General features: G+C 31.1%; 17 protein-coding genes. 4 read left to right on the top strand and 13 right to left on the bottom strand.

Annotated features, from left to right (window positions below; translation table 11 throughout):
* Window positions 1-67: 67 nt before the first annotated feature.
* From ABNT22_RS11875 to ABNT22_RS11860, 4 genes are read right to left on the bottom strand one after another with little or no spacing between them, the layout of a single operon-like run.
* Window positions 68-712, bottom strand: a complete 645-nt coding sequence (locus ABNT22_RS11875; RefSeq protein ID WP_348718504.1) for a hypothetical protein — start codon at window positions 710-712, stop codon at window positions 68-70.
* 13 nt (window positions 713-725) lie between these two features.
* A complete protein-coding gene (locus tag ABNT22_RS11870; protein ID WP_348718506.1) occupies window positions 726-1,139 on the bottom strand; it encodes a hypothetical protein in 414 nt (137 codons plus the stop codon).
* A gap of 12 nt (window positions 1,140-1,151) precedes the next feature.
* Window positions 1,152-2,006, bottom strand: a complete 855-nt coding sequence (locus tag ABNT22_RS11865; RefSeq protein WP_348718507.1) for a universal stress protein — start codon at window positions 2,004-2,006, stop codon at window positions 1,152-1,154.
* 4 nt (window positions 2,007-2,010) lie between these two features.
* On the bottom strand, window positions 2,011-2,859 hold the full coding sequence (locus ABNT22_RS11860; RefSeq protein ID WP_348718508.1) for a universal stress protein: 849 nt from the start codon (window positions 2,857-2,859) through the stop codon (window positions 2,011-2,013).
* A 121-nt stretch (window positions 2,860-2,980) separates the two neighbouring features.
* On the opposite strand from ABNT22_RS11860, the gene ABNT22_RS11855 reads away from it, so the two are divergent.
* A complete protein-coding gene (locus ABNT22_RS11855; protein ID WP_348718509.1) occupies window positions 2,981-3,370 on the top strand; it encodes a hypothetical protein in 390 nt (129 codons plus the stop codon).
* An 84-nt stretch (window positions 3,371-3,454) separates the two neighbouring features.
* On the opposite strand, the gene ABNT22_RS11850 is transcribed toward ABNT22_RS11855, so the two are convergent.
* The 4 genes from ABNT22_RS11850 to ABNT22_RS11835 all read right to left on the bottom strand — a co-directional run bounded on the left by ABNT22_RS11850 (window position 3,455) and on the right by ABNT22_RS11835 (window position 6,444).
* Window positions 3,455-3,934, bottom strand: a complete 480-nt coding sequence (locus ABNT22_RS11850) for an SRPBCC family protein (RefSeq protein ID WP_348718510.1) — start codon at window positions 3,932-3,934, stop codon at window positions 3,455-3,457.
* A gap of 53 nt (window positions 3,935-3,987) precedes the next feature.
* On the bottom strand, window positions 3,988-4,539 hold the full coding sequence (locus ABNT22_RS11845; protein ID WP_348718511.1) for a TetR/AcrR family transcriptional regulator: 552 nt from the start codon (window positions 4,537-4,539) through the stop codon (window positions 3,988-3,990).
* A gap of 80 nt (window positions 4,540-4,619) precedes the next feature.
* Window positions 4,620-5,858: a DUF1343 domain-containing protein gene (locus ABNT22_RS11840; protein WP_348718512.1), complete on the bottom strand. Its 1,239-nt coding sequence runs from the start codon at window positions 5,856-5,858 to the stop codon at window positions 4,620-4,622.
* The gene (locus ABNT22_RS11835) at window positions 5,845-6,444 is read right to left on the bottom strand and encodes a GNAT family N-acetyltransferase (protein ID WP_348718513.1); all 600 of its coding nucleotides are present in this window, start codon (window positions 6,442-6,444) and stop codon (window positions 5,845-5,847) included. Before ABNT22_RS11835 ends, ABNT22_RS11840 begins: the two co-directional genes overlap by 14 nt.
* A gap of 59 nt (window positions 6,445-6,503) precedes the next feature.
* On the opposite strand from ABNT22_RS11835, the gene ABNT22_RS11830 reads away from it, so the two are divergent.
* Together ABNT22_RS11830 and ABNT22_RS11825 are read left to right on the top strand one after the other, a co-directional pair.
* Window positions 6,504-7,739: an ABC transporter permease gene (locus tag ABNT22_RS11830; protein WP_348718514.1), complete on the top strand. Its 1,236-nt coding sequence runs from the start codon at window positions 6,504-6,506 to the stop codon at window positions 7,737-7,739.
* A gap of 22 nt (window positions 7,740-7,761) precedes the next feature.
* Window positions 7,762-9,120 carry a pyridoxal-phosphate dependent enzyme gene (locus tag ABNT22_RS11825; RefSeq protein WP_348718608.1) on the top strand — a complete coding sequence of 453 codons (1,359 nt, stop codon included), beginning with the start codon at window positions 7,762-7,764 and terminating at the stop codon, window positions 9,118-9,120.
* Window positions 9,121-9,391: 271 nt separating this feature from the next.
* Here ABNT22_RS11825 and lipA read toward each other — a convergent pair whose 3' ends face one another.
* The 5 genes from lipA to ABNT22_RS11800 form a co-directional block, all read right to left on the bottom strand.
* Window positions 9,392-10,261 (bottom strand): lipoyl synthase, encoded by an 870-nt coding sequence (gene lipA / locus ABNT22_RS11820; RefSeq protein ID WP_348718515.1) that lies wholly within the window; start codon window positions 10,259-10,261, stop codon window positions 9,392-9,394.
* A gap of 39 nt (window positions 10,262-10,300) precedes the next feature.
* A complete protein-coding gene (locus ABNT22_RS11815; protein WP_348718517.1) occupies window positions 10,301-11,524 on the bottom strand; it encodes an Nramp family divalent metal transporter in 1,224 nt (407 codons plus the stop codon).
* Window positions 11,525-11,586: 62 nt separating this feature from the next.
* Complete coding sequence (locus ABNT22_RS11810) at window positions 11,587-12,150, bottom strand: RNA polymerase sigma factor (RefSeq protein ID WP_348718518.1); 564 nt, start codon at window positions 12,148-12,150, stop codon at window positions 11,587-11,589.
* Window positions 12,147-13,241 (bottom strand): glycosyltransferase, encoded by a 1,095-nt coding sequence (locus tag ABNT22_RS11805; RefSeq protein WP_348718519.1) that lies wholly within the window; start codon window positions 13,239-13,241, stop codon window positions 12,147-12,149. Before ABNT22_RS11805 ends, ABNT22_RS11810 begins: the two co-directional genes overlap by 4 nt.
* A gap of 7 nt (window positions 13,242-13,248) precedes the next feature.
* A complete protein-coding gene (locus ABNT22_RS11800; RefSeq protein WP_348718520.1) occupies window positions 13,249-13,455 on the bottom strand; it encodes a membrane or secreted protein in 207 nt (68 codons plus the stop codon).
* Window positions 13,456-13,566: 111 nt separating this feature from the next.
* Between ABNT22_RS11800 and aqpZ the strand changes: the two genes are divergently transcribed.
* On the top strand, window positions 13,567-14,250 hold the full coding sequence (gene aqpZ, locus ABNT22_RS11795; RefSeq protein WP_348718521.1) for an aquaporin Z: 684 nt from the start codon (window positions 13,567-13,569) through the stop codon (window positions 14,248-14,250).
* Window positions 14,251-14,310 lie beyond the last annotated feature (60 nt).

Below are 14,310 nucleotides of genomic sequence, written 5' to 3'. Positions count from 1 at the left end.
ATAGAAAATTATTCTTCTGGGGGGGAGAATAGAATAGATCTATATGTACGAAAAAGGTAGCCTATGGCTACCTTTTTTTATTGAGTAATTTTTGTTCTTCAAGAGCTAAGATTAATAAACTAATGTAATCATCAATGGTTTCTTCTGCTGAGGTTGGATCGATGATATCAATAGATCCTTTCCACATCAATTCTCGATCTTTCGTTGGGCAAATACAATACAAAGAAGATTCAGCATGGTATACTTTATATTTTTCATAATAACTTGGGTTACCTATAATTTCTTGATGCATGTAATAATCGTCTTTAAACTTAATGTCTAAATGTTCTCTGTTGCGGTAAGTATGATTTTCTATGACTTTGTCTTCGATCCCTTTTACTTTACTCAATAGCACAGCATCAAAATAATTGGAGGTTAAGATGTTTTCAATAACCTTAATTTCTTCTTTTGATTTTTGTTCAACTCTAAAACTTGGATCAAAAATTTCTAAACTACTTACGGCTTCTATATCTCTAGCTTGGAATTCTTGTTTTAATCGCTGTTCAAAAGATGTTCGAGCTTCTATGTTTGGAGAAAGTCCAACAATAAGAATTTTAGAAATATGTAAACTGTCAATCTCAGGATTCTTCCATTGATCAATCATATGCGTTGTAGAGCAATTGTAAAACAAACTCACAATTAAAATAACCGCGATGTATAACCTACTTTTCATAACGTTTAAGGTATTAGTTTACTTCGTTTTCAAAAAAGTCACGTATCAATGCTTTTACTTGATTGTTCGTCATGCTATCTACGTTACGAACAGTTTTTACTTTTTCATCAAGGTTTTTATACGATACTTCCAGTTCTTTTTTAAATTTTTCATAAGTCTCAGCAGGTCCAAAAATGGCTAATGCATTGGCATCTTGTACTTTTGAAGCTAATTCTTTAAAGTAATTTTTAGTCTGATTTTTTTCTCTTTCTAAATACCTACTATCTTGTACTACATCTTGCGGACCACCCTTAAATCGTGTTCCAGAACCACCATGTATTTTAAAATTTTCGATATTAGAAAGTACTTTTTCCATATGTTCGTTGTTGTTCTCTATGGTTACAATGAATGCCTTTTCCTTGTCTAACCAAATGCCTATATTTTTCATTTTTTTTGAGTTTTAATTTTTTAAATCATGTAATACTAACACAGGTACTTTTAGTTTATACCCTATTTTTTTTACCAGTGGTTGCGAAAAAACACTTCCAAAAAACAAATGCTTTTTATTAATAAATGCGATCATGTCACTGTCTCTACTTTCTACAAAACATTTTACTGCAGTAGCTACTGAAATAGAGGAGAGCGTATGAAAAGAATGATGGATACTTTCAAAGTACTTTTCCAACATTTTTTTGTGTTCTTCCTGGTTGCTATCAAGTGTATCTTCTTCGGTAGCGTGTAATACTTTTAAAGAGGCATTACACTTTCGTACAATGTCTATTAAATGTGCTAGCTCTTTTCTTTTATATTGAATTTTATAATCTGTAGGGAATACAATTTCTTTTGGAAGTTCTTGCTTGGCATCAATTGGTACAACTAATACAGGACAGTTACGTACCTTTTCCATTATTTCTACTGCATTACTTCCAAAAACACTACTCTGACTATCGGTAACTCCCTTGGTACCCATAATGACCAGTTCTATATCCTTTTGTTCAACTATTTCTTGTACCCCTTTGAGCAAAGGCTTGTTTAAAGAGATATATTCAAAGTTGTGATATGGGTTATCATCTTCTTTAAACAGAATTAACTTAGAAATACGCTCTAAACCATCTGTAGACTTTTGATAAGGTATATCATACCCCTTTTCCCCAGGTTTTGGCGGAATGATATCTTCAATGAGATTATAAGTCGTTTTAAAAACGTTGAGTACATAAAAATCACATCGATCAGTCTTATACAGTTCTAAAGCATACATGATGGCATTGAGCGAGGTTTTAGAAAAATCGGTTGCTATTAAAATCTTTTTTTTCATGACCTTACTTTTTACTTGGAATTACGAGGAAGGGTACCTTTAAATGAAAACCAATTTTATTGATAATAGGTTTGAAAAAAACATTGTCAAAGAATGAATTTTTATTGTTCATCATTACAATTAAATCGGTTGGGTTTTTCATCAAGAAAGTATCAACAGCTTTCGGAATCTCTTCATATTCTGTATATAAAAAGGTGTTGTTGGTTCCTTTTAAAAAGGACTTAAGTCGAAGTCTGTTTTTATCTTGTACGTCGTCAAGCTCTTTAAAATCCTTTGCTAAAACATGTAAAATATCGATATGAGCTTCGTGCAATTGTGCTATATTAACAATTGGATCGACATGATAGGGTAGGTAAAACAATTGAAAATCTGTAGGGAATAGTATTTTTTCAATTTTGTCAAACTTAAAACCTTCAGGAACAGCAATTGTAGGACATTCAATATCATTAATTACGGTCATGGTATTGGTTCCTAGTATTTTTTCAATAGCACCTGTAGCCCCTTGGGTTCCCATGACAATAATATCGATCGATTTTTCTCTTATAAGGCTCCGAATTTCTGATACTAACATGTTTAAAGAGCTGACAGTTTCAACATGGTGCTTTTCATTTGAAAACTCTTCAGATATTTTACGTGCAATGTATGCTAAGTTTTTAAGGGAAGACTCTTTTAATGCATCTGTTACACCTGTATACGCAACACTTGAAGGCATATAATTCATATGGTATATACTAGGGATATAGGTATTTAAGATATAAAAAGTACATTCTTGATTCTTAAATAGTTTCAATGCATATTCAATAGCATTCCAAGAATTTTCTGAAAAATCGGTAGGTAATAAAATCGTCTTCATAAGTAATGATTTTAACTAGTTTAAAGTTAGATAGATAACTTCTTGATTTTCATGATTTTTGTCATGTGCTAAAAGAGAGTTTTATGGTAACTTTGTTAGTGGAAGCTAAAATTATTTCGTTATGTTAGTTCTAAGACATTCTTTAAACTTTTTAAGTAGTATTGCTCAATTTGTATATGTAGTAATAGCCGTTGATGGCGCTGTTAGAGAAGAAGAAGAAGAAAAACTGTTGGAGTTGTTTGATACAATATGGAAAGCTCCAAAAATCTTTAGCGATTCAGAAATTGAACATATTAAAAGGATGTATCTTCAATTTAAAAAAGAAGAGAACTCTACAGAATTGTGTTTTCAGAATTTTATTGAGTTTAAGAACAACAATGAAAGTCTGTTTTCTGACGAAATTAAAAGTATACTTTGGGAAACAGCGTGTATTGTTACTTCAGAAGTGAATAATAGAAATAAATCTGAACTAATCTTTTTGGTTAAGTTAGAACGAGAATTAAAGAAATAGTATTGATTTCTTAGGACTATCAGAGAATAAGATTGGCAAATAAAGTCATTCTCTGATAGCTAAAAGATTGTATTATTTGAAGAACTATTGCTGTAAAGCATCAAGTTCTTTTTGTTTCCTTGCGGAAGGTTTACCTGTTTCTACATAAGTAACAAGATCATCAAGTATTCCTGGGTATATTTTCTTTAGTTGAGCTTTCATAGGAATTTGTAAAAGCGTTCCTATAACGGGCATTACATGTATGCAAGGTCCCAAACTTATTATTGTTTTGGTTTCTGAGATCTTTGTTAATTGCCAAGTACTAGTTACCGACTTTACAAAAAAGGGTAGACCTTTTACTGAAAACTCAAGTATATAGTTGGTATTATCAATTTTGGTAATTTTATCCATTAATCTTCCGCTTTCTGTTTGACACACTCGATCAAAATCCTCGTTTAGAGTTCTTTTTCTACAATGTGTTGTTCCATAGGCCCATTTATGACCTGAGTAAAAATCATCAATTACAAAGCTCCATACTTCGTCAATAGGTTTGTTAATTTCTCGCTTAAATTTTAAATCAATCATATGTATATATTTTTTTGGAATGAATGTTCATTCCATATTGTGGTTAAAAAAAATTACTCTTTAATAGCGTCCCAAACCATTTGAATTTGGTTTGTAAAAGCCCCTTGTTTATTTGTTGATTTAAGATGATACCATCTTAAATACGAAGAAACCGCACCACCAATAAACATTAGTAGTTCGTCTATTGGAATGTTTTTAATAATACGACTTTGTTGTCCACTTTTTAATAAGGTAGCTACCATTGCTACTGATGTTCCTCCTTTTTGCTTATTTTCCTCTGTAATGATAGGAGAGGCCTGTAATTGTTCTAAAAACTTAAAGTAAGAAGGGTGTTCAATAAAAAAGTTGATCAATACAGTAATGTAGTTTTCAAACTGTGTTTTAATTGGTCCATGGGTATCTACTTCTAAAAATAACGATTCTTCCTTTTCTTTGATGCGGATATAAATTTCATTAATCAGCACATCTTTATTAGGAAAGTAATTGTAAATGGTACCCATACCAGTACCAGCAGCCTTTGCTATAGCAGACATAGGTGTATTATGAACTCCTTTTGAAATAAGTAGTTCTAAAGCAGCAGTAAGTATGGATTCTTTTTTGTTCATGAGGCAAATATAGAATTTTTGGAATGATTATTCCAAAAAGAAAGAATGATTTTTATTTAGAATAAAAAAAGAAGTAAAGTCTACTTATAAATCAAATATTTTGCTCTTGTCTTTTTAAAATTTTCTAAATCTGACTTCCAAGAATTTTTGATTTCTTGTTCGCTCAATCCTTGTTCAATTTGCTGTTGTAGTTTTTTCGTTCCTGCTAGTTTGGTAAAAAAAGCATTAAAGAATTTTTCTTTTGCTGATGTTTGTTCATAAGCCTTCAATAACCAACCTAAATTCAAATGCGTTAATTCATCCGTTTCAGTTAAATTTTCACCATAACAAACTTCATTTTTATGCTTAGGATGTTTAGCGCCTTCATTAGGTTTTGGCGTAAAGCTATACTCAAAACCTTTTAAGAAAGGTGATCCATAAATTTGAAACTGTGTAGTAGTTCCTCTACCTGCGGAAACATTAGTTCCTTCAAAAAAACAAAGGCTTGGATACAAGTTAATAGAAGCATCATTTGGTAGGTTAGGAGAAGGTTTAATAGGTAAGCTATATTGATAATCATGTGTATAATTTTCAATAGGTATTATGGTTAAATCACATTGCGCTTTATCTTTTAACCATTGCTCGCCATTAATCATTTGTCCGTATTCTCCAATGGTCATTCCGTAAACTACTGGAACAGGGTGCATTCCTACAAAACTTTTATGGGCAGTTTTTAAAACAGGACCATCTATATAATGTCCGTTTGGGTTAGGTCTGTCTAAAACAATCACAGGAATATTGGCCTCTGCACAAGCTTCCATAACATAGTGTAATGTAGAAATATAGGTGTAAAATCGGGCTCCTACGTCTTGAATGTCAAAAACCACAACATCAATTCCAGCTAATTGCTCTTGCGAAGGTTTTTTGTTTTTTCCGTATAAAGAAACAATTGGAAGTTTAGTTTTAGTATCTATACCATCTACCACGACTTCACCAGCATCTGCTTTACCACGAAAACCATGCTCTGGAGCAAATACTTTTTTTACATTGATATTTCCATAATTGTGCAAGTAATCCACTAGATGGTGTGCTACCAGCTTAGATCCCATTACATTCGGACTCACCTCTGCACGTTGTAATACATTAATTATTGAAGTTTGATTGGCTACAATAGCAATATTTTTACCCTTTAATGTATTTAAATATAGATTAGTTCTATCTGCTCCTACTTTAAGTACTGAAGACTGTTTTTCAACCTTTTTAATAGTTGATTTTTGCGATTGTGCACATGCGGCTAATTGAAAACAAAAAAGTAAAAAGGCTATTTTAAATAATTTCATTGGTAAAATCTTTTCTTAAAAAATATAATGGATACCCTAAATCGGTTGTCTCGTTAAAAATATAAAAACCAAACTTCTTATAGAGTTTTAAATTAGATTTTGTGGTAGTTTCTAGTATACAAGGTAATTTATTAGTGCTATGTTCATTCAAAACTTCATAAATTAATCGAACTCCACTTCCTTTCCCTTGATAATCTTTTTTCACTCCCATAATTAAAGGATGAATATGTGCTTCTTTTACATGATGTTTTTTCAGTTGATATTCTCGTTTTAATACTTTGTATACACGAATTAGGCCAATTGTTTTAAAAGCGAGTTTACAATCTCTACCAATTGTTTTAAGAGTGGTTTTTTCTTTATGAGGGTAATGTAATAAAATACAAGCGTTTTGGTTATTAGAAATGTATACTTCACCAAAATCTAGAGCTTTTAAAAATAGATATTCCATTAAAAAACGCAACCGTTTATTTCTATGTTTATCTTGTTTGACTACAAAATTAATAGAATTAGGAATCGTAATACCAACAAATGCACTGTATAAGATATCAGTAACAAGTTCTTTGTGTTTAATTGAAGCTTTAATCATTTATTAGTAAATGTTTAATCTATAATTAATACTTTTGGTATTCTATAAAATTATAACTTTTGAATTACGAGTTATTTATCGCCAAGCGTATTATTGCAGGCAAAGAATATAAAAATAGTATATCATCTCCAATAATAAAAATTGCTATCACAGCCATTGCTTTAGGAATTGCTATTATGTTGGTAGCAGTATCTATTGGTTCGGGTTTTCAGAAGAAAATTCGTGATAAAATGTCAGGATTTAAAGGTCATATTCAAATATTAAATTATGACAATAACAACTCTGACTTATCTACAGTTCCTATTAGTAAAACTCAAGAATTTTATCCAGAGTTTAAAAATATAGATGGGATAAAAAATGTTCAGGTTTTTGCCAATGTTGCTGGAATTATAAGAACCCAAACAGATTTTGAAGGAATCGTTTTAAAAGGAGTTTCTACAGATTATGATTTTTCTTTTTTTAGAGAATATTTAAAAGAAGGAAGATTACCTGATTTTGAACAACAGAGAAATAAAGAAATACTGGTATCTAAAACCATTGCCAATCGCTTACATTTAAAAGTGAACGATACCATTCAGGCACTATTTTATGCAGAAAATAGCAAGTCAAAATTTAAAACACGTAAACCAGTTATTGTAGGGATTTATGATACCGGTTTTGAGCAATTTGATAAATCCATTATTATTGGAGATATTAGAGAAGTTCAAAGAATTAACCGTTGGAATGATGACCAAATAGGAGGGTTTGAAGTCTTACTAGATGATTTTGATTCCTTAAAGGAAAAAGGAGATGAAGTGTATAGTAATACGGGTGCTACATTGAATAGTATTACTATTGTAGACAATTATCCTTTAATTTTTGAATGGTTTGAACTTATTGATAATAATGTGTGGTTTATTATTGCTATTATGATATTAATTGCTGGAATAAATATGATTACCGCTTTGCTTGTGTTGATTTTAGAACGAGTTCAAATGGTAGGAGTTTTAAAGGCTTTAGGAAGTAATAATTGGAGTATAAGAAAAGTGTTTTTATACAATGCTTCTTATTTAATATTGAAAGGACTATTGTGGGGTAACCTTATAGGAATGCTCATAATTTTTATACAGAAATACTTTAAAATAATACAACTAAATCCAGAAACCTATTATGTATCTACAATGCCTGTAGAATTGAATATTTGGATGATCTTGTTGTTAAATATAGGAACACTGATTTTGTGTTTTTTAATGCTCATTGTTCCTTCATATATCATAACTAAAATTCACCCTTCCAAGTCTATCAGATTTGCTTAAATTTGCAGCTCAAAATAAGATGATGAAATACGCAAAAAATATATTAGAAACTATTGGTAATACGCCTTTAGTTCAATTAAATTCAGTTACTAAAGAAGTAGATGCTTTAGTATTAGCAAAAGTAGAAACGTTTAATCCAGGGAATTCGGTTAAAGACCGTATGGCTTTAAAAATGATTGAAGATGCTGAGGCAGATGGTCGTTTAAAACCAGGAGGTACTATTATTGAAGGTACTTCAGGAAATACAGGAATGGGATTAGCGTTAGCAGCGATTGTAAAAGGATACAAATGTATTTTCGTAATTTCAGATAAGCAATCTAAAGAAAAAATGGATATTCTTCGTGCAGTAGGAGCAGAGGTAGTAGTTTGTCCTACAAATGTAGAGCCAGATGATCCTCGTTCTTATTATTCTGTATCGAAGCGTTTAGGAGAAGAAACACCAAATTCTTGGTATGTAAATCAATATGATAACCCTTCTAATGCAGTTGCTCATTACGAACAAACTGGTCCTGAAATTTGGGAACAAACAGAAGGGAAAATTACGCATTTTGTAGTTGGAGTAGGTACAGGAGGTACTATTTCTGGAACGGCGAAATACTTAAAAGAAAAGAACCCAAATATTAAAATTTGGGGAGTAGATACCTATGGTTCTGTATTTAAAAAATATCATGAAACTGGAATTTTTGATGAGAATGAAATTTACCCATATATAACAGAAGGTATTGGAGAAGATATTTTACCTAAGAATGTAGATTTTTCTTTAATAGATGGATTTACTAAGGTAACTGATAAAGATGCGGCTGTATATACACGTAAAATAGCAAAAGAAGAAGGTATTTTCGTTGGAAACTCTGCTGGATCGGCAATTAAAGGATTATTACAGTTAAAAGACGAGTTTAAAAAAGATGATGTAGTAGTGGTGTTATTCCATGATCATGGAAGTAGATACGTAGGGAAAATGTTTAATGATGATTGGATGCGTGATAGAGGGTTTTTAGAAGATGATGTTACAACTGCTGAAGATTTAATCAAAGATCATATCAACAAGCCATTGGTAACTGTTCAAACAGAAGAATTAGTGTCACATGCCATTGAGCGTATGAGAACTTTTAAGATTTCTCAAATTCCTGTAAAAGATATAAATGGTTTTGTAGGCTCTGTTGATGAATCGGCTTTATTAAGAAGTTACTTAGAAGATAAAAATATTGCAGATAAACCAATTAAGGATGTAATGGGAAATAGATATCCAATGGTAAGTAAATCTGCCTCTATAGAAGAAGTATCTAAATTAATTACAAAAGATAATCAAGCAGTATTAGTTGATTTAGAAAATGGTAAGCATCATATTGTTACGAAGTATGACATTATTAGTGCAATTTAATTAGCATACAACATATATTAAATTCAAAAGCCCACTCAATTCGAGTGGGCTTTTGTTAATCAACTAATTCAAATAATTTACACAATGAAAACAATACTTGTTTACGGTTATATTGTTTCCAAATTCTGTGCCAAAATTACGAATTAACCTAATATGTTGTATATGAGTGTTTAATATTTTACAATTTTTTAACAGTTCAAACACTTCAAATTAAGAAAAATCTAACAAATATGTTGTTTACTAAGAAAAATTTAATAAAAAAGTTAAATTTTTAACTAGCATGCTTATGTGCTTTGTACGAAGAACGTACCAAAGCACCACTTTCTACATACATAAAGCCCATTTCTAAACCTAAAGTTTCATATTTCTTAAACTGTTCAGGCGTAATAAACTCTTTTACGGGTAAATGTTTTTTAGTGGGTTGTAAATATTGTCCAATAGTAATAATGTCTAAACCGACATTACGAAGATCTTTCATGGTTTGTATAACCTCGTCTTCAGTTTCTCCTAAACCAAGCATAATTCCTGATTTAGTTCTCATACCATTATCTTTTAAATATTTTAAAACACCTAAGCTTCTATCATATTTTGCTTGTATACGCACTTCACGAGTTAAACGGCGTACCGTTTCCATGTTATGTGATACAACTTCAGGAGCTACTTCAATAATACGATCTATTAACTTTTCGTTTCCTTGAAAATCTGGAATTAAAGTTTCTAATGTAGTAGAAGGGTTTGCTCTACGAACTGCATTTACAGTTTCTGCCCAAATGATAGAACCACCATCTTTTAAATCATCTCTATCAACAGAAGTTAATACGGCATGTTTAATGTTCATTAGTTTTATTGAACGAGCAACTTTTTCTGGCTCATCCCATTCAACCGTTTCAGGTCTTCCAGTTTTTACACCACAAAATCCACACGAACGTGTACAAACATTTCCTAAAATCATAAAAGTAGCTGTTCCTTCTCCCCAGCATTCTCCCATATTAGGACAACTACCACTAGTACAAATTGTATTCAATTTGTACTTGTCTACTAAGCCTCTTAATTCAGTATACTTTTTACCTACTGGTAACTTCACCCTAAGCCATTTAGGTTTTTTAGTTCTTTCTGGTAATGTAACAGGTTGTTTAGTCATTTGTTTCTAAATTGAACTGCAAATTTACAAAGAAAAGCGTTACAAATTCAGTAAAAACCAAATACTAAAACCTATTAAAAAAACGATACCTGTAATGCTTAAAATTTTTAAAGGCAATGATGGCCTGTATTTTTCTGGGGTATGTTTTCCAGAAATGAGCATGTAGTTTAAAATAGCATAAAAAGGGGCGGTTAAAAAAGATAAGATAGTAGCAACTCTTACTAAGAATCCCATATCGGCTAAGAAATACTTTAAAATTATATAAGTACCTACAGCTAGAAAAAGAATCCAAAACCAATAACCTAGTTTTATTTTTTTACGCTTAAACAATAATTCTGAAGCTTTTGTCATAGCTCTAGGAGATGCATCTAAGGTGGTTAAAGTAGTACTAAACATAGTTGTAAAAGCGGCAATACCAATTATTATATGAGAAAAATCACCTAGATTATTTGTATAAAGTTTAATGAGTTGTGCTGCAAAAATAGATCCCTTATTTGAAAAAGATTCTCCAGATTGGTACATAACCAAAGCACCTAACATCACAAAACAAACTCCTAAAAATAAAGTACCTAGATACCCAACGTTGAAATCAAAAACAGCTTGTTTGGGTTTAATATTTTCTAAAGTAGCTTTGTTCTTTTCAACAGACCATAAAGAATGCCAGATAGAAATATCTAAAGGAGCTGGCATCCATCCTAAAAATGCAATTAAAAAGGTAATTTGTGCAGTTCCAGATGGGAGTATTTGTTGATAGCTAAAGCCTTTATCTGTTGTAAAAAGAGCAATGTTAACAGCAATTAAGGTACTTACCGTTAAAGCTATAATAATGTATTTCATAACATTATCTAACAGTTTGTATTTCCCAATACCTAAAATAAGTATACTTACCACAGTAATAATTAATGACCATACCACCAAATCATTGGTTACATTGAATAAGTGTGAGGCTAAACTTGCAGTAACAATGGTTACAGCCGCTTGAATGGTAAACATGGTTGCAAAATTTAACAAATAGTAAATGGTTAAAAAATGAGTACCTAGTTTTTTATAACCATCTAATAATGTTTCTCCAGTTGCAGCTGCATATCTTGGACCATATTGAAAAAATGGATATTTGAAAATATGAACGATTAGAAGTGCCCAAAGTAATCCGAAACCATAATCAGCTCCAGCTCGAGTAGATTGTACTAAATGAGAAACACCAATTGCAGCACCGGCAAATAACAAACCAGGACCTAGTAAAGTTAATATGCTTTTCTTCATGGGGAAAGGGGATGAATAAGAATTATTATGAACAGATAAAAATTACAAATCGATTGTGCAATTTATGATTTTTTAATAATCTCTGCTAATAATTTTTTAGCTCTCAGTAATTTAACTTTTACATTGTTTATAGGTTCATCTATATTTTCTGCAATTTCTTTATAGCTTAATTCTTGAAAATACCGCAAATTAATGACTTCTTGATACTTTGGTTTAAGCTGTTTTATATCGCGTAAAAGTTTCGCTAAATTTTGTTCTGTTATGATTTTGTCTTCTGGAGAAGGTGCATCATCAATTACTTTAAAAGCCTCTTTTTCTTGGTCTTTAGAAGTTTCAATAGTTATAGATGACTTTTTTTTACGTAAAAAGTCGATATGAATATTTTTAGCAATAGTAATTAACCAAGTTTTGAATTGATATTCTTCGTTAAAAGAGGAAATTTTATCGAATGCTTTTGAAAAGGTTTGAATAGTAATGTCTTCCGCATCGTTTTCGTTTTGGGTTTTTTGAAGTAAAAATGCATAAACGTTTCCCCAAAAAGAATCTAACAAAAAGTTAAATGCCATTTGATTGCCTTGCTTGGCAAGTTTGATTTGATGAAGTAACTTTTCTTGGTTTATTTTCAAAGCGAAGGTTTCGAAATTCTAATTTTTATAAATATACTAATTTGAATTAACAATAAACAAATTTCTAAAAGAGGTACAAAGAAGATTAAATTTTTCTCTTTTAATTTATTGGATGCCTTACCAACAATAATATATCTAAATAACAAATAAACCAAAATAAAAGGTAACGAAAGCTGCCAATTAAGAATAAGTAATAAAGTGGCACAAATATAAAAGGCAACTTTAGAAACAAAGTATAAATTGGTTAATGATCGATGCTTAAATTTATAATTTTTACCATTAAAAGCCTCTAAAGCGATAGTATTATACCAACTTAGAAAAGAAGTTGGAAGTGGGATACTTATAAAACTATTAGGAGCAGTGGTAATAGTAGTATTCTTTTTGGTGCTTGCTTCTTTAACAAATAAATCGCTATGCTTTGCAGGTAACTTTATGTGATTAATGTATCCTTTTACTCTGAAAAAAGTACTTTTCGTATAGGCAAAGTTTTTTTCATCTGTATAATAAGGACTGCCATATTTGGCAAAAGAAAGTGAAGCAACATGTTTAAGTAAGTGCTCAAAACGAACCAATATACCTAAGAAAGACATCTTCGTTGTATCAAACTTACTATACCCAATAACAATTTCTTTTTCAGAATGAAACCTCGAAGCCATAGAAGCGAGCCAGTTATCAGAAATTGGTCTTGCATCGATTTCAGTAAAAATAAGATGTTCATTTTGGGCGGCTTTAACTCCTAAAGTCAATGCATATTTTTTGTTTCCCCAAAAAGCCTCTGTATTTTCAACATTAACAACTTTTAGATGTTTAAACTCTCTTTGAAAATCTTCTAAGGTATAATAGGTATCATCAAAGGAAGCATTGTTAACCACTACTACCTCAAAGTTTAGATAGTTTTGATTAAGTATTTTAGCTAAATTCTTTTTAATATTTTCATTACTATTCTTGGTATAAACAATAACAGAAACAGGTATAGAAGGTATACTAGTTTCTTTTTCTTTACTAAAGCAGAATACCAAAAAATATAAATGATAAATTATCTGTACAGAAAATACAGCTACTAAAACGTAGAAAAGTACAGTTAATGTCATAAATTAATTAACTATTGTGTTGTGGTTCAGCGCAAGTATCAAATTGATCTGGGGTTTTACCACAAAAACCACAAGCTTCTCCTTCTTTGTTTAACATCGGATTTTGACTTGCACAAGTACCTGCAAATTCACCATCTTTTTTAGCCCAAATTTTAATCGCTATTCCAGCAAAAGCAATAGCTAATAACCCGATTGTAACAAAAATTAATTTCATAAAAATAATATTGAAATGCAAAGATACGCTATTATTTGAAAAAGGGAGAATGTGACATTTTAAAAAACGCGGTGTCTTAATCATTGTTAACTAATTTTTAATATTTATATCATGAAAAAGTACATCGCTGAATTATTTGGAACATTCTGGTTGGTTTTTGGAGGGTGTGGTAGTGCAATTTTTGCTGCTGCATTTCCAGAATTAGGAATAGGGTTTACTGGAGTGGCATTGGCTTTCGGTTTAACAGTATTAACCATGGCTTATGCTGTAGGACATATTTCTGGAGGACATTTTAACCCAGCTGTTTCTTTAGGACTATGGGCAGGAGGTAAGTTCTCGGCAAAAGAGCTGGTTCCTTATATTGTTTCGCAACTGGTAGGAGCTATATTGGCGGCTTCAATGTTATTTATTATTGTTACTGACAAAGTAGGTTTTGAATCTATTGGCGGTTTTGCTGCAAATGGTTATGGTGAATTGTCGCCAGGAGGTTATGGTATCATGGCTGCTTTTATTGCAGAGTTTTTGTTAACCTTGTTTTTCTTGCTTATAATTTTAGGAAGTACCAATGAAAGAGCCCCTAAAGGATTTGCACCAATTGCGATTGGTTTAGGATTAACGTTAATTCATTTAATCAGTATTCCTATTACTAATACATCGGTAAATCCAGCTCGTTCAATGAGTCAAGCTTTGTTTGCGGGAGGAGAGTTTTTAACACAGTCTTGGTTGTTTTGGGTAGCACCAATTGCTGGAGCAGTTGTAGCTGGTTTTATACATAAAGCTTTATTTGATAAGTAATATAAACTCATTTGATTATATAAAAAGGACATTTCTCAAAAGAAATGTCCTTTTTATTTT

It is taken from the genome of Tenacibaculum sp. 190130A14a (assembly GCF_964048965.1).
Lineage (GTDB): Bacteria > Bacteroidota > Bacteroidia > Flavobacteriales > Flavobacteriaceae > Polaribacter > Polaribacter polynesiense.
Note: the sequence above shows the minus strand (reverse complement) of the source record. Positions and strands in the feature narration are given on the sequence as shown.

Bases quoted from the DNA above. Each gene is read 5' to 3' on its own strand.
- lipA (WP_348718515.1), bottom strand. From the start codon at position 10,261: ATGACTAAACAACCTGTTACATTACCAGAAAGAACTAAAAAACCTAAA.
- ABNT22_RS11850 (WP_348718510.1), bottom strand. From the start codon at position 3,934: ATGATTGATTTAAAATTTAAGCGAGAAATTAACAAACCTATTGACGAA.
- aqpZ (WP_348718521.1), top strand. From the start codon at position 13,567: ATGAAAAAGTACATCGCTGAATTATTTGGAACATTCTGGTTGGTTTTT.
- ABNT22_RS11870 (WP_348718506.1), bottom strand. From the start codon at position 1,139: ATGAAAAATATAGGCATTTGGTTAGACAAGGAAAAGGCATTCATTGTA.
- ABNT22_RS11825 (WP_348718608.1), top strand. From the start codon at position 7,762: ATGAAATACGCAAAAAATATATTAGAAACTATTGGTAATACGCCTTTA.
- ABNT22_RS11800 (WP_348718520.1), bottom strand. From the start codon at position 13,455: ATGAAATTAATTTTTGTTACAATCGGGTTATTAGCTATTGCTTTTGCT.
- ABNT22_RS11845 (WP_348718511.1), bottom strand. From the start codon at position 4,539: ATGAACAAAAAAGAATCCATACTTACTGCTGCTTTAGAACTACTTATT.
- ABNT22_RS11860 (WP_348718508.1), bottom strand. From the start codon at position 2,859: ATGAAGACGATTTTATTACCTACCGATTTTTCAGAAAATTCTTGGAAT.
- ABNT22_RS11805 (WP_348718519.1), bottom strand. From the start codon at position 13,241: ATGACATTAACTGTACTTTTCTACGTTTTAGTAGCTGTATTTTCTGTA.
- ABNT22_RS11815 (WP_348718517.1), bottom strand. From the start codon at position 11,524: ATGAAGAAAAGCATATTAACTTTACTAGGTCCTGGTTTGTTATTTGCC.
- ABNT22_RS11875 (WP_348718504.1), bottom strand. From the start codon at position 712: ATGAAAAGTAGGTTATACATCGCGGTTATTTTAATTGTGAGTTTGTTT.
- ABNT22_RS11855 (WP_348718509.1), top strand. From the start codon at position 2,981: ATGTTAGTTCTAAGACATTCTTTAAACTTTTTAAGTAGTATTGCTCAA.
- ABNT22_RS11840 (WP_348718512.1), bottom strand. From the start codon at position 5,858: ATGAAATTATTTAAAATAGCCTTTTTACTTTTTTGTTTTCAATTAGCC.
- ABNT22_RS11865 (WP_348718507.1), bottom strand. From the start codon at position 2,006: ATGAAAAAAAAGATTTTAATAGCAACCGATTTTTCTAAAACCTCGCTC.
- ABNT22_RS11835 (WP_348718513.1), bottom strand. From the start codon at position 6,444: ATGATTAAAGCTTCAATTAAACACAAAGAACTTGTTACTGATATCTTA.